The following is a 25,380-nucleotide window of genomic DNA, read 5'->3' as shown; positions in this document are numbered from 1 at the left end:
TCGGTCACTCGGTGCGTGCCGAGTGTCGGTCAGGGGGCAACGACTGATCCGATTACGCGCAGGGTTCTCACCCTATGGTAACGCTGGGCATCCCTCGTCAAAAACCTGTTGGCTGATTGAACTTCTGTCCCCGTGTCGTCGAGAGGTCGAGCCCCACGGGAGTGCCGCGAGGCCGGAGGTGTCGAGACCGGGCGTCGACGCTGCGGCGTCCCTCAGGTGTCGAGACCGAGCGTCGACGCTGCGGCGTCCGCGACGGTGGACGTGTGTTCCGGGGGGGCGTAGACGCCGGCGCGCCACTGGACGTTCTGGGACGCCTGGAGGCCCTGGACGAGCGGGGACTCCTCGTGGAGTCGGCGAACGTCGCCGTCGACGACGACCCTGGTGGAGGACTCCGGCATCGAGGGGCGGCCGGGGACGTCGAGGTGGACGAACGCGGGGTCGCAGTCGGCGGCGGCGGCGACGTCGCGTTCGAGGTCGCGGAGTTCGGCGTGCGTCGCGTCGACGACGTGGTCCGGTGTCTCGTCGAGTTCCAGCCAGCACGCGCGCTTGTAGAGGTCGCGGGTGCCGAGGCGTGCGGCGGCGTCGGCGGTCGCCGGACAGTCCCGGAGCGCGGCGAGGAGTTCGTCGTCGGTCATCCGCGCGAAGTCCTCGGCGTGGAGGCTCGTCTCGTCGAGCAGGCGCTCGCAGGCGCGTTCGAGCATCGTACCGGCGATGCGGGAGACGTGGTGGCGGTAGACGGTCGCGTTCATGAGCGCGCGAGCGACGAGCAGGCTCTCGGCCGACTGGACGTTCCCCTCGGCGAGCACGAGGTCGCCGTCGACGTACCGCAGTGCGCGCAGCAGGCGTCCCTGGTCGATGGTGCCGTAGGGGACGCCGGAGTGGTGGGCGTCCCGGACGAGGTAGTCCATGCGGTCGACGTCGAGTTCGCCCGAGACCAGCTGGCCGAGGCGGCCCTGGCCGTCGATGCGGTCGGCGACCGCGTCCGTGTCGAGGCCGTGGGATTCGAGGACGCGGCCGACCTCGCCGGTGTCGATGATGCCGTGCACGTCGTCGTGATGCCGGCCGAGGCGACGCTCGATGACACCCTCGGTCTGGTGGCCGTACGGACCGTGACCGACGTCGTGCAGGAGCGCGGCCGCCTCGACCGCCTCCGCCCGAGAGCCGTCGATGTCGAGGTGACGGCACGCGCGTCGAGCGAGATGGTAGACGCCGAGGGAGTGCTCGAAGCGCGTGTGGTTCGCGCTCGGGTAGACGAGACGGACGGTCGAGAGCTGCTTGACGTGCCGCAACCGCTGGAACGCCTCCGTGTCCAGCAGGTCCGCGGCGACGCCCTCGACCTCGATGTAGTCGTGGACGCTGTCCTTGATCGCTCGCATTGGCCTACCGGTCGCGGGGTGCGTGGAAAAAGGACGCGAATCGGCCGGCTCCCGGACGGCGGACGGGAGCCAGCCTCGACGAGAGGATTCAAGCGTTCGGGTCGTGCACGTCCGGGTATGCCGACGGTCGAGCGCGACGGCGTCGAGCTGTACTACGAGACCGCGGGGAGCGGCGAGACGGTCGCGTTCGTGCCCGACGTCGGGACGGGCGCGTGGCTGTGGGGGTGGCAGCACGCGGCGCTCGCGGGCCCGTACGAGGCGGTGGTGTGGAACCCGCGGGGGACGGGGAAGTCCTCGCGGCCCGATGGGGACCTGTCGATGCGGACGTTCGCGAACGACCTGGACGCCGTCCTCAAAGACACTGGTGCGAGTGCGACGCACGTCGTCGGGTGCGGGCTCGGTGCGATGGTGGCGCTCGAGTACGCGCGCCGGAAGGGTCGTGCACGCAAACTCGTGCTCGTGTCGGGCGCGGCGTCGGGCGAGGCGTACGACCCCGAGCCGCTATTCGCGGCCCCCGACGACGACCGTGCGTGCCGGGCGACCCTGCGGTCGGCGTTCAGCGACGGGTTCCGCGCCGAACACCCCGAGGCGCTCGACGACGTCGCGGCGTGGCGGAGCGAGGACGCGGACCGCGAGTCATGGGACCGCCAGCACGCCGCGCTCGACGGCTGGGACGCCGAACCGCTCTACGAGATCGACAACGCGGCGCTCGTCGTCGACGGCGGCAGCGACGAACTCCTCGACGCCGACGCGAGCCGCGACCTCGCCGAGGGCCTGCCGCGCGCCGACCGCGAGACGTTCCCCGACGCCGGGCACTTCGCGCACGCCGAACGCTCGCGCGCCGTCAACGACGCCATCCTCGGGTTCCTCGACTCCGCCGACTGACTGGCATCCGGCGGCCTCCAGACCGTCGGTTCCGTTTCGGGTTCGTCGTCCGAGACACCGGCAACGTCTCGACGCGACGCAAGCGTTTTTCCCGCGCAACCGCTGTTCTCGGGTGATGCGACGACCCCGTATCGCGTTCGTGGACGCTTCGCACGGCGACCCTGGAACGCGCCGGAACTTCCGGCGCGAGCTCGACGCGGACCTCGTCGAGTTCGACGCGACCGAGTGCGAGCTCCCCTGTGGGTTCGAGTACGATGCGGTCGTGGTGACGGGGTCGCGGTCGTCGGTGTACGAGGACGAGCCGTGGATTGCGGAGACTCGCGAGTGGGTTCGCGAGGCGGTCGAGGAGCGCGGCCTGCCGGCGCTGGGCGTGTGCTGGGGGCATCAGTTGCTCGCGGACGCGCTCGGCGGGACCGTCGCGGACATGGGCGAGTACGAGATCGGGTACCGGGAGATAGAGCGCGCGTTCGAGGACGGCGACGACGCGGACCCGCTCCTGTCGGGGGTGCCGTCGTCGTTCACCGCGTTCACGACGCACTCGGACGCGGTCGTGGAGCTGCCGCCGGGCGCGGTCGAGCTCGCGACGAACGACTACGGGAATCACGGGTTCCGTGTCGGTGACGCGTTCGGCGTCCAGTTCCATCCCGAGTACGACCCGGAGACGGCGCGGTCGGTCACCGAGGGGAAGGACGAGTTGAGCGACGAACGCAAGCAGGCGGTGTACGACGGTATCACCGAGGGGAACTACGCGGCGGCGTGCGAGGCGAAGGCGTTGTTCGAGAACTTCACGGCGTACGTTCGCGCTCGCGTCGCCGAGGGCGTCGCTGCGGACTGAGCGGTCGCACGGCTTCGTCGGTCCCGCGACGCCGTCGGGCACGCGGCGACCGCGAACTGCAAAGCACTTATTCGCGTATCACGACGCTCGTCGTGTGAACGTGGGTTCGACGGTCGCGGCGCTCCGTCAGCGACGGACGCGGGTCGCGGCGTACGTGGCGATCGTGCTCGTGCTGGCGCTCGCGCTCGGGTTCCAGGCGGTGACCGCCGACGGGGTGGCGACGTCGACGACCGAGGACGGACGGTGGACGGCGACACCGCCAGAGACCGGTGCGGCCGGGACGACGAACGGGTCGAGTGGTACCGCGTCGACGCCGAACCGGACGGGCGTGCTCGTGACCGTCCAGAGCTACGGCGGGTTCGGGGAGAACAACGGGCGGGCGGTCGTCGTCGAGGACGGCGACGTCGTGTGGTCGTTCGCGCCCGAAGACTCGCGGGTGTTCGACGCGGAGATGCTGGACGACGGGAACGTGCTCGTGTCGTACGCGACGCAGTTACCGGCGAGCGAGTGCCCGGAGCGGACGCTCGAGCACGAGTCCGAGCAGTGCGTGCGGAACAACGTCGTCGAGGTCGACTACGAGACGAACGAGGAGACGTGGGCGTACCGCTGGTACGACGCGTTCATCACGCACCACGAGGTCCACGACGCCGACCGACTGCCGAACGGTGAGACGGCGATAGTCGACATGGGGAACGACCGCGCGTTCGTCGTGAACGAGAGCAAGTCCGTCGTGTGGGAGTGGCGGGCGCGCGAGCACATCGGGCCCGGGACCGACTTCTGGGAGACGTTCGGTGGCCCGGATCGGCCGCGACCCGAGAGCGACTGGACGCACATGAACGACATCGACCGGCTCGCCGACGGCGACTTCTCGCTGTCCATCCGGAACTTCGACGTCGTCCTCGAGGTGAACCGGTCGACGAAGGCGATAGAGCGCGTCGTCGGCGAGGTCCGCGAGAGCGGGGAGGACGTCGAGGGCCGTGAGCCCATCCTCGACGACCAGCACAACCCGATGTGGGTGTCGAGCGAGCACGTGCTCGTCGCTGATTCGGAGGCCGACCGCATCGTCGAGGTGAACGCGTCGACGCAGTCGGTCGTGTGGTCGTACGACGACGGCCTGCTGTGGCCGCGGGACGCGGACCGGTTGCCGAACGGGAACACGCTCGTGACGAACTCGCTCCGGTACGAGGTCGAGGAGGTGACGCCCGACGGCGAGGTCGTCTGGCGGTATCAGGTCGCGTGGAACGGGAAGCGCGGCATCCCATACGAGGCCGACCGCGTGCAGCTCCCCGAGGAGCCCGAGGGCACGCCGACGCTCGGTGGCGGCGAGCCCGCGGCGGGGCCGGCGACCGCTGGAACGGCGGCTCCGTCGGCGACCGGGACCGCCACGCCCGAGGCGACCGGAACGGCGCAGCCGGTGGCGAGCGAGCCGGCGGGCGCGGACGGTGACGGCGCGCGCGGCGGGCTCGTGGAGCGACTCGCGGGGTACGCGTTCCTCTACCTCCCGTTCTGGGTCGGGTCGCTCGAGCTCGTGCTCCTCGGTGGTGTCGTCGCCGTCGGCGTCGTCGCCGCGGTCGACGGCGTCGCGTTCGCGCTCGGACGGCTCCGTGACGCGCTCGCGTGAAGACAGGTCGAGAGCGCGGCTAGCGCGATTCGAGGTCGCGTTCGAGCGCGCGGAGGCGCTCGATGCGGTTCTCCGTACTGGGGTGCGTGCGGAAGAGCCCCCCGACGAACCCCTTCTTGATGGGGATGATGAAGAACGCGTTCATCTCCGCTTGCTCGCGGGCGTCCTCGGTCGGGACGTCGTCCATGCGACCGCTGATCTTCGTGAGCGCCGAGGCGAGCGCGCTCGGTTTGCCCGTGATGGCGGCGCCGCCGCGGTCGGCGGCGTACTCGCGGTAGCGCGAGAGCAGGCGGATGAGGAGGAAGCTCAGGATCCAGACGACCAGCGAGACGAGGATGGCGACGACGACGCCACCGCCGCCGTTGCGGTTTCCGCCGCGGTGGCCGCCGCCGAAGAACGCGCCCCAGCGGACGATGAGGAACGCGAGGCTGGAGAGGAACGAGGCGACGGTGATGACGAGGACGTCGCGGTTCTTGATGTGCGCGAGCTCGTGCGCGATGACGCCGTCGAGCTCGTCCTGGTCGAGGGTCTTCATGAGACCGGTCGTGACGCACACCGTCGCGTTCTTCCGGTTCCGGCCGGTGGCGAACGCGTTCGGCGTGGGCGTGTCGGCGACGGCGACGGTCGGCATCGGGAGGTCGGCCTGCTGGCTGAGGCGCTGGACGGCCGCGTGGAGTTCCGGGTGCTCCTCGCGGCTCACCTCCCTGGCACCCATCCCGTAGAGCGCGATGCGGTCGCTGAAGTAGTACTGTGCGACCATGAACGCGCCCAGTCCGATGGCGATGACCCACCAGCGGGTGCCGAGCGCGACGGTGAGGCCGGCGGCGAACGCGAGGTAGACTGCGAACAGGAGGAACATGGTGAGCCCCATGCGCGTCCGGAGTCCCCAGTCCGTCTTCCACTGCATGCGGTCACGTAGGCGACGAACGGGGATAAGTCCGGGTATAGCTCGCTGACGCACGGCCGTCGGCCGGACCTCGGACCGGCTCACGAACCCGGTCTCGATGAGGCGTTCGACGAGCGTATCTGCCGGCTCGGGACGACAATTTAAACCGGGGGAGGCGCCAAGCGATGCGTGATGAAGGTCGCCGACGTGGAGAACGTTCCCGATGCCTTCCGCGAGCAACTGCACGAGGACGGCATCGAGGAGCTGTACCCGCCCCAGGCGGAGGCGGTCGAGGCGGGGGTCACGCGCGGCGAGAACGTGGTGGCGAGCGTGCCGACGGCGAGCGGGAAGACGCTCGTCGCGCAGCTCGCGATGCTGTCGCGGGTCGCCGAGGGCGGGACGGCGCTGTACATCGTGCCGCTGCGGGCGCTGGCGAGCGAGAAGGCCGAGGAGTTCCGCGCGTTCGAGGAGTTCGGCGTGGACGTCGGGGTGTCGACGGGGAACTACGAGGGGACGAGCGAGTGGCTCGCGGAGAAGGACGTCGTGGTGGCGACGAGCGAGAAGGTGGACTCGCTCGTCCGGAATTCCGCGAGCTGGCTCGGGAACGTCTCCTGTGTGGTCGCGGACGAGGTGCATCTCGTCGACGACCGCGAGCGCGGACCGACGCTGGAGGTGACGCTGGCGAAGCTCCGGCAGTTGACGAGCGACCTCCAGGTGGTCGCGCTGTCGGCGACGGTCGGGAACGCCGACGTGGTCGCGGAGTGGCTGGACGCCGAGCTCGTCGACTCGGACTGGCGGCCCATCGAATTGAAGAAGGGCGTGCACTACGGCTCCGCGCTGCATTTCGAGGACGACGAGCAGGTCGAGGTCCGGCCGCGGAGCGGCGAGAAGCCCGAGGCCGCGCTCGTTCGCGACGCGCTCGAGGACGGCGGGTCGTCGCTCGTGTTCGTGAACTCGCGCCGGAACGCCGAGGCCGCCGCGCGGCGGCTGGGGGACACGGTCAGTCCGTTCCTCACCGACGGCGAGGCGGCGCGCTGCGAGGAGCTCGCCGCGGAGATCCGCGACGTGAGCGACACGGAGACGAGCGACGACCTGGCGGACGCGGTCGCGAACGGCGCGGCGTTCCACCACGCCGGGCTGGCGAGCGAGCACCGCTCGCTCGTCGAGGACGCGTTCCGCGACCGCACGCTGAAGGCCGTGAGCGCGACGCCGACGCTCGCCGCGGGCGTGAACACGCCGGCGCGCCGCGTCGTCGTCCGCGACTGGCAGCGCTACACGGGCAGCGGGATGGAACCCCTGCCCGTGCTGGAGGTCCACCAGATGATGGGGCGCGCGGGCCGCCCCGGCCTCGACCCGTACGGGGAGGCGGTCCTGCTCGCGAAGTCCCACGAGGACCTCGACGTGCTCTTCGAGGACTACGTGCGCGCCGACCCCGAGGAGTTACAGTCGAAGCTCGTCGCGGAACCCGCGCTGCGGATGCACGTGCTGTCGACGGTCGCGAGCGGGTTCGCGCGCTCGCGGACCGCGCTCGTCGAGTTCCTCCGGGAGACGCTGTACGCCGTCCAGGAGGAGGACCCGGCGCGGCTGGAGTCGCTCTTGGACGACGTCATCCGGTACCTCGAACAGAACGACTTCGTGACGCGCGAGGGCGACGAGCTGGCGGCGACCGGGCTCGGGCATACGGTCTCGCGGCTCTACCTCGACCCGATGAGCGCCGCGGAGATCGTCGACGGCCTCAAAGCCGCCGACGGCAAACCCTCCGCGCTCGCGCTGTATCATCTCGTGAGTCGGACGCCGGACATGTACCAGCTCTACCTGAAGTCGGGGGACCGCGAGGAGTACACGGAGGCGTTCTACGAGCGCGAGCGGGAGTTCCTGGGGCCGGCGCCGAGCGAGTTCGAGGACGCGCGCTTCGAGGACTGGCTGAGCGCGTTGAAGACCGCGCGTCTCATGGAGGACTGGGCGAGCGAGCTCGACGAGGACGCCATCACGACGCGGTACGGCGTCGGCCCCGGGGACGTCCGCGGGAAGACCGAGACCGCGGACTGGCTGCTGGGCGCGGCGGAGTCGCTCGCGACCGAACTCGACCTCGGCGGGGACGTCGTCGTCGGCGTCCGCGAGGCCCGCAAGCGCGTGCAGGACGGCGTCCGCGAGGAGCTACTCGACCTCGTGGGCGTCCGCGAGGTCGGCCGGAAACGCGCTCGTCGGCTGTTCGACGCGGGTATCGAGACGCGGGCGGACCTCCGAGAGGCGCCGAAGGCGACGGTGCTCGCGGCGCTCGACGGCCGGGAGAAGACCGCGGAGACGGTCCTGGAGAACGCGGGCCGGCAGGACGCGTCGATGGCCGACGTCAGCGTCGCGGACGCGCCCGAGGAGGTGCGGGACGCGACCGACGGCGACGCGACCGACGGCGGTGGTGGGGGCGGTGGGTCGACTGGCGAGGACGAGAGCGACGACGAACAGCAGGCGAGCCTGGGTGATTTCTGATGCGGGTACTGGCGGGGACGGCGACGGTCGACGGCCTGGACGCGTTCGTCGCGGCGCTCGGCGACACCGGCGCGACCCACGACTGCGTGGTGCAGGCGTTCGACGCGCGGTACGTCACCGGCCGCGACCACCTCGCGACCGCGCTCCGGTACGCTGCCCGCGCTCACGAGCGCGAGGACGCCATCGCTCGCGACCCCGCGGTCGAGACGCTCCTGTACGCCGCGGGCCGCCGCCAGATCGACCGCGCGCTCGCGATGGGCGTCGACGAGGGCGAGCGTCCCGTGGTCGTCGTCGTCGCGAGCGACTTCCCGGACGACGCGCTCGCCGAGACCGACGCCGAGCGCGAGTGCGCGAGCGAGATAGTCGACCTGCTCGACGCCGTCGACGCAGGCCACCCCAGCGACGGCGTCGATTCACGCGACGCCGGCAGCGACGTGGCCGCGGACGACGGGTTCGCGGCGACCGACCGCGAGCGCGTCCGCGAGTTCTTCGACGTCACCGACGCCGAACTGGCCGCGACGGACGCCACGCTCGCCGACCTGGTGCGCGAACGCGTCGTCCTGCTGTCCATCGACCATTGACGTGGAGGTGTCGTGCACTGACGAGCAGGTGTCGCGCACCCGGGTCGTTCGGCTCGGCGTAACGCTCAACCCGTCGCGCTCGAACGGAGAGGTATGGGCGCGCACCTCGAGGACTCGCTCGATATCGGGTCTGTCACCGTCCCGAATCGGCTGTATCGCGCGCCACTGCTCGAGTGCGCCGGGAACGGCCCCGACGCCGTCGACGCGCTGATCGCCGACTTGGAACCCGCCGCGGCGAGCGGCGTCGGCCTCGTCTTCCAGGGTGCGACCATCGTCCGCGAGTCGGGGGGGTGTGCCGCACCCGGGATGACCCGCGTGCACGACGACGACTTCGTCGCCCGGCTCTCGCGACTCACCGACGCCGTCCACGACCACGGCGGGCGGATATTCGTGCAACTCGAGCACGGCGGGCTCCGGTCGATGGAGACCTGGCACGCCGGCTACCGCCGCGACCACCCCGACCTGACACAGCTCGCGGTCTCGGAGCCGCCGTGGCAGTTGCGCGCACTCGACCGCGTCGGGTTCCTCGACTACGACCCGCACGTCATGACGACCGCGGAGGTCGAGGCCCTCGCCGCGGACTTCGGGCGCGCCGCGGCCCGCTGCGTCGACGCCGGCTACGACGGCGTCCACCTCGCCGGCGCGAACATGGGCCTGCTCCACCAGTTCGCGACGCCGTTCTACAACCACAGGGACGACCGCTTCGCCGACCGCGGCGCGTTCTTCGAACTGGTGCTCGACGAGATACGCGACCGCGCCGGCGACGTCCCCGTCGTCACGAAGGTCCCCGCCGAAACGCCGGCCCCGCGCGTCGTCCGCCGGTACCTCGACCTCCAGGACGGCGTCGACCTCGCGGTTCGCCTCGCCGACTACGGGTACGACGGCGTCGTCCCCGTGCAGACGAACGTCTTCTGGGACATGAGCATCGTCCGCGGCGCCCACCCCAAGCGCGCGTGGACCGACGAATCGCTCCGGGACGCGTACGCCGAGGCGTTCGGGAGCCGCTGGCGCGCGCTCGCCGTCCGCGCACTCAACCGCCTCCAGGCGCGCCGCATGACCTTCGACGCCCCCTGGAACGCCGAGTTCTGTCGGCGCGTCCGCGAGCGCGTCGACGTCCCCGTCCTCTGCGAGGGCGGCGTCCGCGAACGCCGCGAGATGGACGAACTCCTGAGTGCCGGCGAGGAGACGACGACCGACGCATCAGCCGCCGCGGACGCCGTCGGGATGGCCCGGCCGTTCTACGCCGAGCCACGGCTCGGCGCACGCCTCCTCGACGAACACGAGCACACGAGCCCCGAGACGCGCGTCGTCTGCGAATCCTGCAACAACTGCACCGTCCCGCAGGCCACCGGCGAACCCGGTATCTGTCGCACGCCCAGCGTCCTCCGCGAACGCGGCCGCCTCGAGAAACGCGGCGTCTACCACCCTGACGACGAAAGCCCCGAACCGCGCGAAACCGGCAAGTGAGACGGCGACGGGCCGATAAACCGATAACCCTCCACGCGAAAAATCGAGACACTTGTCACCGTCTAACGGGGGGTGACGTGACACACAATGCCGCAATGCAACGTCTGCATGGCCGACATCGACGAGCAAGAGGACACACACATCGAGGTCGTCAAACCGATGGAGTACAAGGGCCAGACCCAACAGATCAGGCACTACTACTGCTCCGTCGCCTGCCTCATGGAACACGCCCAGGACTGACCGCACAGACCCCTTCGTTTCCACTGGAGAAACGCAGGACTGCGTGGCGCCGAGTGACGAACGCGGAGAAGTAGTCCTGGGAGGATTCGAACCTCCGTCGAAGCCCCCAGAAGGCTTCATGATTGGCCACTACACCACAGGACTGCATTCAAAACGAAGGGGGTGGTTTACTAAATCCTGTCGCTTTCGCCCGCCCGCTTCCGGTGGTGTTCGAGTCGGTGGCAGTTTGCACAGAGAACCTCGCATCGCTCGACCTCCGTCCAGACGCGTGACTCGGACGCACTATCGGAGATGAGTCGACCGACACCAGCGCGCTTCTCGCCGGGATGATGGAACTGGAGGCACGATGGGTCTCCCTCCTGGCATCGTCCGCACCCCCGTTCGCGCTTGTACCTGGTCGTCCATCCGCGGAGCCGCTCGGCCTTCGTCGTAGCTGTCTTAACACCTGCTTCGTCACAGGAGTGCTCCTTCGCGTGGCAGTTCGCACAGAGAAGGAAGCAGGCGTCTGCCTCCGCGCGGATGTCCGCCTTCGAGTACCCCATCGTGACCATCTCGTTGACCGCGAGTTCTTTCTCGTCCGGATCGGGATGATGGAAGTCGATGGTTCGTGGGTCGGTTGCATCACACCGACGGCAACCGCCTTCCTCGCGCTTGTACGCCGCGAGCCACGAGCGAAGTCGTTCCCGCCGTTGGAGCGAACGCTCCGTGTTCCACTCGCGGTTCTTGTAGTGCCATCGCTGGTCGGCGGAGAGCGATTCCCAGTCGAGGTCCTCGGGTAATTCCACGCCGTCGGGTTTCGGGTGTGTCCGAGATCCGGTCGATGTGTACGTCGCAAGGTCGGCGGCCTCCTTCGCGGCGTTCCACGACCCCATGACGCGCTGGATGGTGGCGCTCGCGGGGGTGAGTCCGAGGTCGTCGTACGCAGCTTTGGTGGGGGAGTCGTCGAGTTCCCGGGCGGCGCGCTGGAGGGCGTCGATACAGTCGGCTTCGTTGGCCACATATTTTCTTCGTTTCTATATTGAATAAAGTCGGTGTTTTGTATGGACCTGAATAGGATTACGAGAGGCTGGTGAGGGCGAGGCCGTCGGCGTTGCCGGTGACGTAGACGCTGCCGTCGGCGACGATGGGGCCCATCTCGACGGCGACGGGTGCGTCGTCGGTGCCGGGGTCGACGGTGCGCCGGCGGTTGCCGGTTGCGGCGTCGTAGATGCCGAGTGCGACGCCGGCGGTGGTCTCGATGGGCGCGTAGACGGCGTTGTCGACGACGGCGAGGCCGCTGTCGTAACTGACGGCGTACGCGTCGGTACGCCAGCAGGCGCTACCGGTATCGCGCTGGAGGGCGGTGAGGTGGTCGTCGGTGGCGACGTAGACGCGGGCGCCGTCGGCGGCGAGGTGAGCGATGGAGGCGTCGAACTGGGTGGCGAACCGCTGGACGCCGCGGTGGTCGAGCCCGCGGACGCGGTCGTTCTCGGTGGCGCCGTAGACGCGGTCGGGGGTGGCGACGACGTTCGCGGCGAAGTGGCTCTCGGTCTTGTACCGCCAGTCGACGCCACCGGTCTCGGGGTCGAGCGCGTAGAGGTTCGTGTCGGCGTCGCCGTAGTAGACGGCGTCGTCGGTGACGGCGGGCGTGGTGGTCGTCTCGAGGCCGGTGGTGTGCTGCCAGCGTTCGCCGCCGTCGTCGACGTCGAGCGCGAGCAGGGAGAGGCCGGCTGGGACGTACGCGACGTCGTCGTGGACGACGGGACGACCGGCGAAGAGCTCCGGGTCGGCGTGAGCGGTCCGCCAGCGGGTGTCGCCGGTCGCAGGGTCGAGACCGAGGGTCGCGGTCCTCGTGGTGACGACGAGGACGTCGTCGGCGACGGCGGGCGACCCGAGCGGGTCCGCGACGTCGTCGCGCGTCCAGACGGCGTCGCCGGTGTCGCGGTCGACGGCGTAGACGTGCGCGTCGAGGTCGTGCGTGTAGACGCGGTCGGCGTCGACGACGGGACGGGTGGTGCCCACGTAGCCGTCGATGGGGAACCGCCAGTCGAGCGTCGGTGCGTCGGGGGCGGCGTCGGCGGGAGCGACGCCGGTGCCGGCGGGGTCGGCGTTCGCGACGCGCCAGCCAGAGGCCGGGTCGACGGCGGGCGTGGCGTCGCTACAGTCCGCCGTCGCGTTCGGTCCGCCGTCGTCGCTCACGAGTCCAGCGCACCCCGCGGTGGCGACGGTCGCGGCGAGCGCGCTCGCGCCAGCGGCCCTGCGGAGGAGGTCGCGGCGCGTCGGCCGAGTCGGATGGTCGTCGCGGGTCATGCGTACTTCACCACGCCGCGGTGCTGGTGGGCGAGATAGAGCGCGTCGGGCGTGACCGTCGGGACGGCCACGGGCTGGTGGCCGTAGGCGTGCGTGGCGTAGTTCCCGGTCGTGACCTCGTCGTCGACCGTCGACCCCCAGCGGCGGTCGCCAGTCCGGGCGTCGTAGGCGGCGGCGCGGTGGTAGACGGTGCCGTCTGCGACGACGGGACGGGCGACGAACGGGATGGCGTCCGCCCAGCCGCCGGCGCCGTCGACGGCGAGGTTCGGGACCCGCCACGCGCGACTGGGGTCGTCGAGCCGGATGGCGTAGAGGTTCTTCGCGCCGACGTACGCGCGAGAGCCGTCGGTCGCCGGGGCGCCGGCGTGTCCGTACCCGAAGACGAACTCGCCGCGGCGGTCGCCGGAGTCGGCGTCGAGGACGCGCAGGCGGTCGCCGCCGGTGACGACGACGCGGCCGTCGGCGAGCGTGGGCGCGTTCGGCGCGTCGTCCGGCGTCGGGAACTCGTGGGTCCACGCGACGCTCCCGTCGTGCGCGACGGCGCGGACGACGCCGACCCGCCGGTCGCCGCGGTCCGCGCCGTGCGCGGCGTAGACGTGGTCGGCGTCGACCGCGGGTGCGGCCCCTGCCCGACGGTCGGGGCCGCCGAGCAGGCCCTCGGCGACGCCGCTCGCGGACCGCGAGAAGCATCGATCACCGGTCGCGGTGAGAGCGTGCAGCGTCCCGGCGTCGTCGACGACGTACACGCGGTCGCCGTACGTCGTCGGCGTGCCGACGGCGCGGTCGCCGAGGGTCGTCGACCAGACGACGTCGCCGGTCGCGCGGTCGAGCGCGTGGAGTACGCCCGCCGCGTCGCCCACGTAGAGTCGGTCGTCGCGGCCGGCGAGCCCGCCCGCGGCGAGCCGCGGGAGCTCGGTCCGGAAGCGGCGGTCGCCGGAGTCGGCGTCGACCGCGAGCACGTTTCCGGCGTACTCGCGGCCGCGGGCGGCCTCGCCCTTGCGCATCGCGACGTAGACGGTGCCGTCGACGACGAGCGGCTGGGAGAAGAACCCGACGAGGTACTGGGCGCCCTCGGTGCCGCGTCGGTACCGCCAGCGCTCGCTGCTGGGGCCCGGGCCGGCGGGTGCGCGGTTGGTGTTCGCGCGGTCGAACCCGTTCGTCGGCCACGGGCCGTCGCGCGGTGCGGGGTCGGTCGAGGGCGACGGGCAGTCGTCGCCGAGTGCGGTGCAGCCGGCGGCGCCGCCCAGCGTGGCGGTGGCCGCGGCTGCGAGGAGGGCGCGGCGGCGCATACGCGGGGCTGACGGCGCTCGCGGCATACGTCTTGTGCCATCGCGGGCACACTCGCCACCCACGCGACCCCTCGTCGTTCGTGCATACATCGATGCCTATTAGGTCACGAGTTACACACGGTCGTGTATGTACGTGGGTCGGTTCGTCGTCGTCGGTCCGGACGTGGCAGCGTACCGAGTGAGCTCCCGGTCGTTCCCGAACCGGGAGATCCGCGAGCGCGAGGACGCCCTGACGGTGGGGCCGACGGCGGACGCGCCGGAGACGGACAATCCGTACGTGGAGTACAACTGCGTGCGGACGACGGCCGATGGGGCGCAGGCGGTGCTGGGGAACGGGTCGCACGTCGACCCGATAGTCGAGAAGCTCGACCTGGGGTATCCGGCGCGTGACGCCCTTGCGAGCGTCCTGCTCGCGCTCGACTTCGAGAAGGACGACTACGACACGCCCCGCGTCGCGGGCGTGCTCGACGACGACGGCGACGCGTACGTCGGTATCGTGCGTCGGGACGCGCTGCTCGTCCGTGCGGTCGACGAGCCGACGATCGTCGCGACGTACGAGACGGACGCGCCGGAGTCGTTCGCGCTCGACGCGACCGACGCGGCGGGTGCAGCGGCCGAGGTCTACGACCACGAGTTCGAGCACGCGGTCTGTGCCGCGGGCGTCGCTCGGGACGGAGACGGGTTCGACACCGCGATCCACAACGGCTGAGCGCCCGGCGTTCGTTCCGGCCGTCTCGACGAGGGGTTCAGGCGTCGCTATCAGTCGTCGCTGTGGGCGTCGTGTGCGCGAGTCGCGTCGACGTGGAAGTGCTCGTCGACGTCACCGGCCCGTCGGCGGTCGCAGAACTCGCCGGCCGCGGTCCGGCCGAGGTCGACGAGGCGCTGGATGAACTCGGGTTCGCGGTCGAGTTTCGTCGCGTACGACAGGTCGCGGTCGAGTTCGATGCGGCGAAGCGTCACGCGCTGGAAGTCGCTCTCGGGGAGGTGGCCGGCGTCGATCCAGTCGTTGACGCGCCGGAGGAAGTGCAACTGCTGGGTGAGCGAGATGTTCCCGGAGAGTTCGTTCCGGCGGTCGCGTATCTCGCGGAGCGTCGTCGGGCGGTCGTCGGTGTCCTGTGGGTTGAGTTGGACGACCCAGAGCTCCTCGGGTTTCCGGTGGCGAGCGACGTCCATGAGGTCGCGGACGGGTGGGTTGTTCGAGAAAAGGCCGTCCCAGTGGAGATGGCCGTCGATCTCGACGCCGGGGAAGAGGTCGGGGACGGCGCTGGAGGCGAGGATGGCGTCGGCGGTGACGGCGTCGTCGACGAACGTCTCGAATGCGCCTTCGTCGACGTTCACGGTGCCGACGGCGAGTCGTGGGGCGTCGGGCGCGGCGAGGTCGTCGAAGGCGTCGAAGTCGATGTTGTCCGCGAGTGCGCGTCGGAGACGACGCTGGCCGAGTGCCGCGCTCGGGTTCTGGTAGGGGCTGATGTCGGGTGTCGGGTACCCGCTCGCCTCGACGGTCGACCCCCAGACGGCGGCGCCGTTGAGCGCGCGGTCCATCGGTGTGGTCGCCGCGACGTCACTCCAGACGGCGTCGAGGACGTCAGCGGGCGTCTCGTCGTCGGCGAGCAGGCCGTACCACGCGGCGGTCGCGCAGACCGCGCCGCCGCTGGTCCCGGACAGGCCGACGAGCTCGCAGTCGGGGTCGTCGAGCAGGACCTCGAGCGCGCCGGCGGTGAACGCGGTGTGGCTGCCGCCGCCCTGGCACGCGATGGCGACGCGCGTCGGCGCGTCGTCGCTCGCACCCGGTTCGTCGTCCTCGTTCGTCGTCAACCCGTCCGCGTCGCTCGCGCTCGATCCGGTCGCGGTGTCGGGGTCGTCGGCCATCAGTACGTGTAGAGGTGGCCGCCGTCGAACGTGAGGTCGCCGCCGTCGAGGTGGCGGCCGTGCTCGCTGAACCCGAGGACGAAGAGGTTCGCGACCTCCACCGGCTCCATCATCTCCTTGACCTTCGCGTCGCCGAGCATCACGTCCTCCACAACCTCCTGCTCGCTGATGCCGCGTTCAGCGGCTGTGTCAGGAATCTGTTCGGTGACCAGGGGGGTCTTCACGTAGCCCGTGGAGACGCTGAACGCGCGGAGCGTGCCGTCGCCTTCGGCGGCGATGGACTGCGTGAGACCCCGGAGCCCGAACTTCGCGGAGATGTACGCGGCCTTGTCGTCGGTCGCGGTGTGCCCGTGGATGCTCGCCATGTTCCCGATGGCGCCAGTGCCGCCGCCGTCCTCGCTATCGCCGCTCTCGCGGATGTGCGGGATGGCGTGCTTCGCGAGCACGAACGGTGCGCGGAGCATGACGCGATGCATGAGGTCGAACTTCTCGACGGGGAACTCCTCGATGGGGTCGATGTGCTGGAGGCCCGCGATGTTCGCGACGTACTTCACGTCCCCGACGTCGGCGGCCGCGTCGACGATGCCCGCGATGTCGTCGTCGTCCGTCAAATCGGCCTCGTGCGTCTCGACGCGGCCGTCGACGTCGAGTTCGTCGGCGCGGTCGACGGCGTCCGCGAGTCCCCCCTCGTCGAGGTCCGTGGCGAGCACGCTGAGGCCGTTCGCGGCGAGCGCGACCGCTGTCGCGCGACCGATGCCGGACGCTGCGCCGGTGACGATGGCGACGTTCCCCGACTCGAACGCGGGGTCGTCGACCGTCATGACGTTCTCGTGCGTGACGGGCGCGGGTGCGAAGTCGTCCGCTGATGACATACAGTAAGCGCGCGCTCGCCGGCACCAAGAAGCTACCTCCGGTGGGTATCGCGGACGAGCGCGGTGGTCGCAGCCGCGAGGACGCCGAGCGCCGCACTCGACGAGAGTCGAGCATGGATATGCACCGGGAGACTGAAAGGGTCGAGTGGCATACACGGAGCGTATGCGCGTCGCCGTCATCTCCGACGTCCACGGGAATCGCGTGGCGCTCGACGCCGTCCTGGCGGACATGCCGAGGGTCGCTGGCGTCCTCTGCGCCGGTGACGTCGTCGGCTACGGGCCGTGGCCGGGCGAGTGCATCGACCTGATTCGACGCGAGGGCGCGACGACGGTCATGGGGAACCACGACCGCGCCGTCGTCCAGGACTCCGGGTTCCGGTTCAACGACATGGCCCAGGCCGGTGTCGAGTACGCCCGCGACGTCCTCGACGACGAGCACGTCGAGTACCTCGCGGACCTCCCCGACGAGCGCCTCGCGGCGGGTGGTCGCGTGAAGGTCGTCCACGGCCACCCGAACGACCCCGACCACTACACGCGCCCGAACGAGTTCTCGCCGCGCCTGCTCGACGACGAGGACGTGCTCGTGATGGGGCACACGCACGTCCAGGCGCACGAGAAGTACGGCGACGGTATCGTCATGAACCCCGGGAGCGTCGGGCAGCCCCGTGACGACGACCCGGACGCGGCGTACGCGCTCCTCGACCTCGACCGGATGACCGTCGAGGAACGCCGCGTCGAGTACGACGTCGACGCCGTGCAGGACGCGGTCGAGGAAGCCGGGTTACCGAAACGTATCGGGACGCGACTCGCTCGCGGCGAGTAACGGTCGAGTTCAGTACCGGCCCACGTAACAGCCGAGTCAGTACCGGTTCTGGACGAGTTCGAGCGTCTCCTCGCGGTCGTCCCAGGCGACGAAGATGGCGACGCTCGTCGCGCTCGTCATGACGTCGTGGATGTTGATGTTCGCGTCCGCGATGGGGTCGACGATGTCGCGGATGACGCCGGGCCGGTTCGGGAGTTCGCCGCCGGTGACGCGGACGACGGCGACGTCGTCGTCGACGGTGACGGATGAGAGGTGCTCCTCGTCGATGACCTCGCGATGGAGGATGTTCTCCGCGCGCTCGGCTTCGGTCTCGTCGACGTAGAACGTCACCGAGTCCATCCCCGACGAGACGGCGTCGACGTTGATACCGGACTCCGAGAGCGACTTGCTGAGCGTGTGGAACACGCCCGTCTGGTTCCGGATGGCGCGCCCCGCGACCGTGAGGCACGCGAGCGGGCTCTCGCGCATGTCCACGAGGTTCTGGAACTTCCCCGTGACACGAGTACCGCCCGAGAGCAGGTCGCCGTGCTGGTAGTGGACGACGCGGACGTTCAGGTCGTCGTCCTTGTAGCTGAGCGCGCTCGGGGCGACGACCTCGGCGCCGCGGAACGAGAGGTTCCGGAGTTCGTCCACGCTTATCTGGCCGACGTTCCGCGCACCCTCGACGACGTGCGGGTCACCGGTCATGACGCCCTCGACGTCCGTGATGATGACGACCTCGTCCGCGTTCATGTACTTCCCGAGCATCACCGCGGTCGTGTCGCTCCCGCCGCGACCGAGCGTCGTGACGGTCCCGTCCGGGCCTTCCGCCAGGAACCCCGTGATGACGGGCACCGTCTCCGTGAGGTCGCTCGCGACGGCCGCCGCGCGCTCCGTCGTCGCCGCCACGTCCACCTCCCCGGCCTCGTTCGTGACGACCGGCCAGTCGTCCACGCCCGGCTCGTAGAACTTCGCGTCGATACCGCGGGACGCGAGCGCGGCCTTCAGCATCCGCACCGACGTCCGCTCGCCCATCGACACGATCTCCGCACGGTCGAGCTCGTCGACCTCGAACTGGATCTCCTCTAGGAGCTCGTCGGTCGTGTTCCCCATCGCGCTCGCGACCACCGCGATCTCGTGGCCTTCCCGCACCGCCGCCGCGATGGAGTCCGCCGCCCGATTGATGCGGTCCCCGCTCCCGAGGCTCGTCCCACCGAACTTCGCGACTACGCGCATACCGCCACCTCGCGGCCGTCAGCGTCCGCGCTTCGAAGAGTCATGGCACCACCTAACCCGCGCCGCGAGATAACTCCTGTCCTCCGGGGAAAGAACTGCCGGACTCCCACGTGCGTCTCACGCAGAGCGCTCTCGGACGCCCACCCGGCGAATGGTCTCGGCCACCGCACACCCCGTGGCGCTCGACGGCCGGTGGCACCGCACACCCCGTGGCGCTCGATGGCCGGTGGCACCGCACACCCCGTGGCGCTCGACGGTCGGTGGCACCGGCGCGTCGTTGCGGGGAGTTATGTTCGTGCGGTTCGTTAGCATTCGATGATGCGTGTACGTGACGCGGTGGAAGCGGACGCCGAGGCGATGGCAGCGATCGCCGACGCACCCGCCGACGTGATGCGGAACATCGTCCACGACCGGACGGTCCGCGTCGTCGAACGGGAGGCGAACGCCAGGGACGAGAACGCCGACGCGAACGACGCTGACCCCGACGACGTCGTCGGGTTCGTGAGCTTCGACGTGCGTGGCGAGGTCGTGCACGTCACACAGATAGACGGGACGCCCGACGCGTGCGAGCAGTTGCTCGCCGAACCCATCCGGTTCGCCGAGCACGAGAGCATGCGCGTGGAACTCCTCGTCACGGACGCGGACGGCGACGTCGCCGCGGCAGCCGAACGCGTCGGGTTCCGGAACGACGGCGCCGGCCCGCGGTTCGACGGACAGCGAACCGTCCGCTACCGGCTCTCACCCGCCTGAATCGTCGATTCATCCGCTTCGCGACTACGCGAACTTCCGGATGGTGACGTCCAGGGTGTCGAGGTCGACGATCGGCGCGTACCCCGAGTCGGGGTCGATGTTCACGGACTTCTGGAAGTCCGTCTGGGCCTGCCAGCACCCGGAGTTGATCGCGAGGACGTTGTGGTACTTCCCGTACCCGAGCTTGTGGACGTGGCCCGTGTGGAAGACGTCCGGGACGTCGTCGATGACGAGGTAGTCCTGCTCCTCGGGCGCCAGTCGCGTGTGGCCGCCGTACTGTGGCGCGACGTGACGCTTCTTCAGGAGGTGGTACATCGCCTTGTGCGGTTCGTCGTAGCTCGCCTCCTCCTCGGGGAACTCCGCGATGACCTCGTCGAGACTCTGTCCGTGGTACATGAGGACGGAGACGCCCTCGACGGTGACGGTGGAGGGGTTCCCGACGATGCGGGGGTCGTGCGCGCTCATGATATCGCGGAGGTCGTCGTCGAACCCGGGCTGGGGTTCCGCGAGCCGGACCGCGTCGTGGTTCCCCGGGATCATGATGATTTCCATGTCCCCGGGGACCTGCTTGAGGTACTCGTTGAACCGCTCGTACTGCTCGTAGAGGTCGATGATGGAGAGCTCCTCGTCCTGGTTCGGGTAGACGCCGACGCCCTCGACCATGTCGCCCGCGATGAGGAGGTACTCGACGTGCTCGGCCGCCTCGGTATGCAGCCAGTCGGTGAACTGCGTCCACGCGTCGGCCATGAACTCCTGGCTGCCGACGTGGACGTCGCTGACGAGCGCCGCCTGCACGTGGCGGTCGGCGGTACTGGGCTTGTACGTCCGGGGGACGTCCGGGAAGTACAGCGAGTCGACGAACACGATTCCCGCGTCGTCGCTGAGCGTTCCCTCGATGGCGATGACCTCGTCGAAGAGGAGTTCGTCGACGCGGTCCGCGAGGTCGCGGTCCTTCGTGACGAGACACGGGAAGACGCCGTTCGTGTCCTCGAGTTCGACGATCCAGTGCCCGTTCTTCGTCGACCGGACGTCGTTCACCATCCCGACGAGTCCGACGTCGCTCCCGCCGACCATGTCCTCGATGCTGTCCGTGGGGCGGTGGTTGACGCGCCCGCGGAGCTTGCTCCCGAGGCGGTCGTAGCGGTCGCGGAACACCTTCACGAAGTCGTCGTACGCGCCGGTTCCCGTCGAGTGTCCGGTGACGTCCCCGGCGATCTCGACCGACCGCAGCGCCTCGTCGACCGTCCGCTCGAACGAACCAGACCCCTTCGTTTCAACTGGAGACCGTCCAGAATTTCCGTCGTTCGAAGTCGTCTCGACTCCGTTCGAAGCGTTCGTTCCAGTGGAAACAGAGGGGTCTTCTGGCGATGGGTTCGGGTCGCTCCCACCCCCAGGGCGAGCGGTACCACGGTCTCCGTCCAGGACCGCCTCGACGTCCGCGCGCGTCACCTTGAACGCGTCCGACGGGAGCTCCTCGACAACGCGCGCTATCGCTGCCACCGGATCGTCCGCACTCGAAAGGAGGGTCACCGCCTCGCGCTCCGCGTTGTAGCCGTGGCTCGCCAACTGGCGGACCACCCGCGCCGGCGCCTCCTGTGGCACACCACTCGAAAACAGACCGGCGGCCAAAAGGATAGCGGAACCACCGACAGGATTCCCACGAGCACGACGAGCACCTCAGTGGGCCGGCGACGTCCCGGCGACGAGCGCGTACGTCGGGGGCACTGCAGTCACGGCGACGAATGCGTACGTCGGAGGTCCTGGCGACAGCACGAGACAGAAGGTTCATTTCGCGGCCGCCGCAACCTCGACCAAGATGAACGGGCACGACCCCGACGACAGGGGCGACGACGCCGACGGGACGACCGACGACCACGAGGATCGTCCCGACGGCTGGCCCGACGACTGGACCACCGCCGACGACGACGCGCGAAGCCCCCGCGACGAACCTGTCAGCGGTGAACCCAGCAGTGACCCCGCCAGCGACGACGACGCGACCGCAGCGCCCGGTGCAGACGACCCCGCACCCGACGACCCCGCACCGAACGACGACGCGACCGCAGAACCAACCGCGAACGACGACGCGACCGAGGAGCCACCCGCGAACGACGACGCGACCGCGGAACCAACCGCGAACGACGGCGAGCGCACGTCATCGCGCGAGCGACGTGAGCAGCCGGTCGAGAGCTCCGACACGAATCCCGACCGCACCGACCCAGCCGACGGCCGCGACTCGAACCCCGAACAGACCGACTCGACGCTCGGTAAACGCTCGACCCCGGAGAAGCCGCCAGCGCCCGGCGTCGACGACGACCCGCCGACGATAGCGGACGACGGGCTCCTGACGTGGTTCCTGAACTCGCGGAACGGGAGCGTCGTGTTCGTCCGCGACATCGTCTCGAGCGTCGCCGCCGTCGCCGCGATCGGCCTCGTCCTCTTCGCGATCTCCGGAATCTGGCCGCCGCTCGTCGCCGTCGAATCCGGTAGCATGGAGCCCCACATGAGCAAGGGAGACCTCGTGTTCATCGTCGACGAACAACGATACGCCCCCCAGAGCGCCGTCCAGGACACCGGCGTCTCCACGCACACGAGCGCGCAAGCCGCCAACGGCTACTCGAAGTTCGGGAACTACGGCGACGTCGTCGTCTACCGGCCGTACGGCGAGCGCGGACGAACCCCGATCATCCATCGCGCTCGCTTCTACGTCGAGAAAGGCGAGAACTGGGTGCAAGAAGCCAACCCCGACTACATGGCGGGCGTCGACTCCTGCGCCGAGGTGCCTCGAGACATGTGCCCCGCGCCCTACGACGGCTTCATCACCAAGGGGGACGCGAACGGCAAGTACGACCAGGTCGGCTCGCAGAGCGACATCGTCAAACCCAAATGGGTCCGCGGCAAAGCCCAAGTCCGCGTCCCGCTCCTCGGCTGGATACGCCTAGAGTTCGCGAAACTCACCGCCACGACCAGCCCGGTTGCGCCGTTCCTCCCGGCAAGCGGGAGCGCGCTGTTCGCTCGCCTCGGCGCGCTCGGCGCCGCAGCAGGTGCGGCCGTCGTCGCAACGAGAACCTGACCCACTCCGCGACAACGGTTCAGCCTTTGACACCGACGAATTCTTCGACACCGACGAATTCCTCGACACGGACCGACTCCGCGGCACCGACGAACTTCTCGAACGACAATACTACTTCCATTCGAAACGGCGGTAATTCGCTACCCAGCGGCGCGAAGCATACCCCCTTCGTTTCGACTAGAGACTCGACGGGTTCCCGAGAATACCCAACCACGCGCCGCGCAGTCACGCGCCGCCAAACCGTTCAGTTATCGAACCGCGCCTGCACGAACGGCTGGACGTCGTCGATGTCACCGAGTCGCGAGTCCGACAACAGGACCGCCTCCGTCTCGTCGATAGGGACCGACAGCGAGATCTCCTTCGTCCGCCCGTACCGTCCCTTCGACACCACGACCGCGTTCACGATCCCGAGCATATCGAGCTCGCTGATGAGGTCCGTGACGCGGCGCTGCGTCAACACGTCCGCGTCGATCTCCTCGCACAATCGCTTGTAGATGTTGTACACCTCGCCCGTGTTGATGTTGTGCACGCCGTTCTTCTCGAGGCTGATTATCGAGAACAACACGAGCTTGGATTGCGTCGGCAGCGTCCGCACGACCTCCACCACGCGATCCAACTCGATCTTGTCCTGGGCCTTCCGGACGTGCGCCTCGTCGACGCTCTCGGCCTGATCGCGCTCCGCGAGCTCGCCCGCCGTCCGCAGGAGGTCGAGCGCGCGCCGCGCATCACCGTGCTCTTGCGCCGCAAACGCCGCACACAACGGGATGACGTCGTCCGTGAGCGCCTCCGATTTGAACGCGACGTCCGCACGATGCTGGAGGATGTCCCGGAGCTGGTTCGCGTCGTACGGCGGGAACACGATCTCTTCCTCACCGAGGCTCGACTTCACGCGCGGATCCAGGAAGTCCGTGAACTTCAGGTCGTTCGAGATACCCATGATCGACACCCGCGAGTTCTGGAGCTCGGAGTTCATCCGCGACAGATTGTAGAGCGTGTCGTCGCCGGACTTCTCGACGAGCTTGTCGATCTCGTCGAGCATGATGACGACCACGCGCTCGTGGTAGTCCACCGCGTCGAAGAACACGCTGTACACGCGGTCGGTCGGCCACCCCGTCATCGGGACCTCCTCGAACTCCTCGCGGTCCGCTTCGAGTTGCGCGATGCGCTCCTCGACCGCGTCCGTCGAATCGAACTCCGTCTCCGGGAGCACCTCCGACGGACGCTGTTCCTCGACGTCCTCGAGGAGCGCCTCGAGGTCGTCGATTCGGCCATCGATGTACCGTTCGTTCTCCTCGATGAACTTGTTCGCGAGCTGCGCGAGCACCCGGTACTGGGTGTCGGTCACCTCGCAGTTGATGTACTCGACCTCGCAGGGGACGTCGTAGCGCTGGCTCGTCGACTCGAGTTCCTGACTGACGAACTTCGCACTCGCCGTCTTCCCCGTTCCGGTCTTCCCGTAGATGAGGATGTTCGACGGCGTCTCTCCGCGGAGTGCAGCGACCAGGATGGTCGCCATCTTGTTGATCTGTTCCTTGCGATGTGGGAGTTCGTGTGGTGTGTACGACGGGCGAAGCACCTCCTTGTTCTCGAAGATCGGCTCGCCGCTGAGCAGGTCGTCGAACAGACCCGTCGACTCCTCGTCGTCGTCTTCGTCGAGAACGACCTCGTCGAGGTCGACGTCGAAGTCGCGGTCCTCTCGTCGCGGCTCGGCCGTCGAATCTGTGTCGTCGTCGGACATTTGTGAACCCCTTCGTTTCTACTGGAGTTCGCGCCGACAGCGGGGAGAGCGTGCCCGTAGAGAACCCCGAACGGACCGATTAGGAGAACGGGGCGTACGCGGAACGTCCAGTTGATGCACACGAACCAGATGAAGGGTAGGTACTTAATAGTTGCTGCTTGGGCGTCACGTCCTCCCGATAGACCGTACACCAGACACCTCCCTTCGAACGCCACAGTCGCGCCCCGAGTGCTCGCCACTCAGCATCGACCGTCGACGAAGTCGTGTCCCCGTCTGTCGGTTCGAACGAACGAGCACTTGCACGACTAGTTCTAGTTCACTCGCTCGCGTCGCGTACACGCGAAGCGGTGCCGGGCCGTGGCCGTGGCGTGACGACGACGACGGGGCGAGGACAGCGACCGTTTCACGTCGAACCCGAACGAATCGACTCGACGATCAAGTCCACTCGACTATCGGCTCCACTCGGCTCTCAACTCGACTTCGGGTCTGGTGGAGTCGAAAGGAGGGGGTTGGGTCGGGCGAGCAGTCCGCATGCGTCAGGGTGACGAGTGCTCTCGTACAGTGGATGCGTCCACCGGAGGTGACCGGTTCGAGTGGAGAACGGTCTCCTGTACGCTCGCACCTCGCTCCGGGTGCGTCGGTTCGAGTCGAACGAACGGGGTCCGGTGGGTCGGCTGGACTGGTCAACGACGAGCACGGTCGTCGTCTCGCGACTCGGATGTCTAAGTGTGGGGTTCCGTGGAGCTCCAGGATCATGAGTCGACTGAAACGAGGAGCCGACGGGAACGACGAGGGGGTGACTGAAGTTGGATATCGAGAGATAGGAGGTCGGAGAGGAGGATGGTTTTGAAGTAGGAGAGTCGGAAAGCGAGAGGATGGCGACGGTCCCTGAGACTGTCTGGAGTCTCGAACGGCGTTTCGACTCGAATCGCGGTCGGGGGCGCTCCGGTCCAGGTGTGAAAGCTCCGGTCGCCAGCTTACTTGTTCGGATATCGCTCCCTTTGCCAGAGCGTTGCACGTGAAGGAAGGGTGGTTCTTCGTGACGGGAGGAGACCCCCCCACCCCTTCGTTTCGGGTGGAACGTGCC

At 69.1% G+C, this 25,380-nt stretch carries 21 protein-coding genes and 1 tRNA gene; 11 read left to right on the top strand and 11 right to left on the bottom strand.

From position 1 onward, the window contains the following. Nucleotides 1-212: 212 nt before the first annotated feature. Entirely contained in the window at nt 213-1,376 is a 1,164-nt protein-coding gene (locus tag SM754_RS17705; protein ID WP_323677481.1) for an HD domain-containing protein, read from the bottom strand. Between the two features lie 117 nt (nt 1,377-1,493). Here SM754_RS17705 and SM754_RS17700 point away from each other — a divergent pair, with 117 nt between their 5' ends. The 3 genes from SM754_RS17700 (at nt 1,494) to SM754_RS17690 (ending at nt 4,717) form a co-directional block, all read left to right on the top strand. After that, a complete protein-coding gene (locus SM754_RS17700; protein WP_323677480.1) occupies nt 1,494-2,261 on the top strand; it encodes an alpha/beta fold hydrolase in 768 nt (255 codons plus the stop codon). A gap of 115 nt (nt 2,262-2,376) precedes the next feature. After that, nucleotides 2,377-3,096, top strand: coding sequence for a type 1 glutamine amidotransferase (locus SM754_RS17695; RefSeq protein WP_323677479.1), 720 nt, complete (start codon nt 2,377-2,379; stop codon nt 3,094-3,096). A 94-nt stretch (nt 3,097-3,190) separates the two neighbouring features. Beyond that, nucleotides 3,191-4,717: an aryl-sulfate sulfotransferase gene (locus SM754_RS17690; protein WP_323677478.1), complete on the top strand. Its 1,527-nt coding sequence runs from the start codon at nt 3,191-3,193 to the stop codon at nt 4,715-4,717. A gap of 19 nt (nt 4,718-4,736) precedes the next feature. Here the strand turns inward: SM754_RS17690 and htpX are convergent, their stop codons facing one another. Next, entirely contained in the window at nt 4,737-5,624 is an 888-nt protein-coding gene (htpX, locus tag SM754_RS17685) for a zinc metalloprotease HtpX (protein WP_323677477.1), read from the bottom strand. A 171-nt stretch (nt 5,625-5,795) separates the two neighbouring features. Here htpX and SM754_RS17680 point away from each other — a divergent pair, with 171 nt between their 5' ends. The 4 genes from SM754_RS17680 (at nt 5,796) to SM754_RS17665 (ending at nt 10,378) form a co-directional block, all read left to right on the top strand. Beyond that, entirely contained in the window at nt 5,796-8,090 is a 2,295-nt protein-coding gene (locus SM754_RS17680) for an ATP-dependent DNA helicase (protein ID WP_323677476.1), read from the top strand. Continuing rightward, nucleotides 8,090-8,671, top strand: coding sequence for a KEOPS complex subunit Cgi121 (gene cgi121, locus SM754_RS17675; protein WP_323677475.1), 582 nt, complete (start codon nt 8,090-8,092; stop codon nt 8,669-8,671). Before SM754_RS17680 ends, cgi121 begins: the two co-directional genes overlap by 1 nt. 93 nt (nt 8,672-8,764) lie before the next feature. After that, entirely contained in the window at nt 8,765-10,138 is a 1,374-nt protein-coding gene (locus SM754_RS17670) for an oxidoreductase (protein WP_323677474.1), read from the top strand. A gap of 87 nt (nt 10,139-10,225) precedes the next feature. Continuing rightward, the gene (locus tag SM754_RS17665; RefSeq protein ID WP_323677473.1) at nt 10,226-10,378 is read left to right on the top strand and encodes a hypothetical protein; all 153 of its coding nucleotides are present in this window, start codon (nt 10,226-10,228) and stop codon (nt 10,376-10,378) included. A gap of 71 nt (nt 10,379-10,449) precedes the next feature. Here SM754_RS17665 and SM754_RS17660 read toward each other — a convergent pair. The 4 genes from SM754_RS17660 to SM754_RS17645 all read right to left on the bottom strand — a co-directional run bounded on the left by SM754_RS17660 (nt 10,450) and on the right by SM754_RS17645 (nt 13,956). After that, nucleotides 10,450-10,522, bottom strand: a tRNA-Gln gene (locus SM754_RS17660). Between the two features lie 26 nt (nt 10,523-10,548). Next, entirely contained in the window at nt 10,549-11,376 is an 828-nt protein-coding gene (locus SM754_RS17655) for a homing endonuclease associated repeat-containing protein (RefSeq protein ID WP_323677472.1), read from the bottom strand. Between the two features lie 58 nt (nt 11,377-11,434). Continuing rightward, nucleotides 11,435-12,667, bottom strand: coding sequence for an outer membrane protein assembly factor BamB family protein (locus SM754_RS17650; RefSeq protein ID WP_323677471.1), 1,233 nt, complete (start codon nt 12,665-12,667; stop codon nt 11,435-11,437). Then, nucleotides 12,664-13,956 carry a PQQ-binding-like beta-propeller repeat protein gene (locus SM754_RS17645; RefSeq protein WP_323677470.1) on the bottom strand — a complete coding sequence of 431 codons (1,293 nt, stop codon included), beginning with the start codon at nt 13,954-13,956 and terminating at the stop codon, nt 12,664-12,666. Before SM754_RS17645 ends, SM754_RS17650 begins: the two co-directional genes overlap by 4 nt. 127 nt (nt 13,957-14,083) lie before the next feature. Between SM754_RS17645 and SM754_RS17640 the strand changes: the two genes are divergently transcribed. Further along, complete coding sequence (locus SM754_RS17640; RefSeq protein WP_323677469.1) at nt 14,084-14,665, top strand: IMP cyclohydrolase; 582 nt, start codon at nt 14,084-14,086, stop codon at nt 14,663-14,665. A gap of 50 nt (nt 14,666-14,715) precedes the next feature. On the opposite strand, the gene SM754_RS17635 is transcribed toward SM754_RS17640, so the two are convergent. Beyond that, a complete protein-coding gene (locus SM754_RS17635) occupies nt 14,716-15,825 on the bottom strand; it encodes a patatin-like phospholipase family protein (RefSeq protein ID WP_323677468.1) in 1,110 nt (369 codons plus the stop codon). After that, entirely contained in the window at nt 15,825-16,697 is an 873-nt protein-coding gene (locus SM754_RS17630) for an SDR family NAD(P)-dependent oxidoreductase (protein ID WP_323677467.1), read from the bottom strand. The genes SM754_RS17635 and SM754_RS17630 overlap by 1 nt, the downstream gene beginning before the upstream one ends. Before the next feature lie 163 nt (nt 16,698-16,860). Between SM754_RS17630 and SM754_RS17625 the strand changes: the two genes are divergently transcribed. Continuing rightward, the gene (locus SM754_RS17625; RefSeq protein WP_323677466.1) at nt 16,861-17,520 is read left to right on the top strand and encodes a metallophosphoesterase family protein; all 660 of its coding nucleotides are present in this window, start codon (nt 16,861-16,863) and stop codon (nt 17,518-17,520) included. A gap of 36 nt (nt 17,521-17,556) precedes the next feature. Here the strand turns inward: SM754_RS17625 and SM754_RS17620 are convergent, their stop codons facing one another. Beyond that, complete coding sequence (locus tag SM754_RS17620) at nt 17,557-18,735, bottom strand: aspartate kinase (RefSeq protein ID WP_323677465.1); 1,179 nt, start codon at nt 18,733-18,735, stop codon at nt 17,557-17,559. A gap of 318 nt (nt 18,736-19,053) precedes the next feature. Between SM754_RS17620 and SM754_RS17615 the strand changes: the two genes are divergently transcribed. Then, nucleotides 19,054-19,485, top strand: coding sequence for a hypothetical protein (locus SM754_RS17615; RefSeq protein ID WP_323677543.1), 432 nt, complete (start codon nt 19,054-19,056; stop codon nt 19,483-19,485). Between the two features lie 24 nt (nt 19,486-19,509). Here SM754_RS17615 and SM754_RS17610 read toward each other — a convergent pair whose 3' ends face one another. After that, nucleotides 19,510-21,087 carry a DNA-directed DNA polymerase II small subunit gene (locus tag SM754_RS17610; protein ID WP_323677464.1) on the bottom strand — a complete coding sequence of 526 codons (1,578 nt, stop codon included), beginning with the start codon at nt 21,085-21,087 and terminating at the stop codon, nt 19,510-19,512. A 214-nt stretch (nt 21,088-21,301) separates the two neighbouring features. On the opposite strand from SM754_RS17610, the gene SM754_RS17605 reads away from it, so the two are divergent. Next, entirely contained in the window at nt 21,302-22,555 is a 1,254-nt protein-coding gene (locus tag SM754_RS17605; protein WP_323677463.1) for a S24/S26 family peptidase, read from the top strand. Between the two features lie 244 nt (nt 22,556-22,799). Here the strand turns inward: SM754_RS17605 and SM754_RS17600 are convergent, their stop codons facing one another. Continuing rightward, nucleotides 22,800-24,293 (bottom strand): Cdc6/Cdc18 family protein, encoded by a 1,494-nt coding sequence (locus SM754_RS17600; protein ID WP_323677462.1) that lies wholly within the window; start codon nt 24,291-24,293, stop codon nt 22,800-22,802. Nucleotides 24,294-25,380 lie beyond the last annotated feature (1,087 nt).

Source organism: Halorubellus amylolyticus (genome assembly GCF_034808145.1).
In the GTDB taxonomy this organism is placed as follows: domain Archaea; phylum Halobacteriota; class Halobacteria; order Halobacteriales; family Natrialbaceae; genus Halorubellus.
Note: the sequence above shows the minus strand (reverse complement) of the source record. Positions and strands in the feature narration are given on the sequence as shown.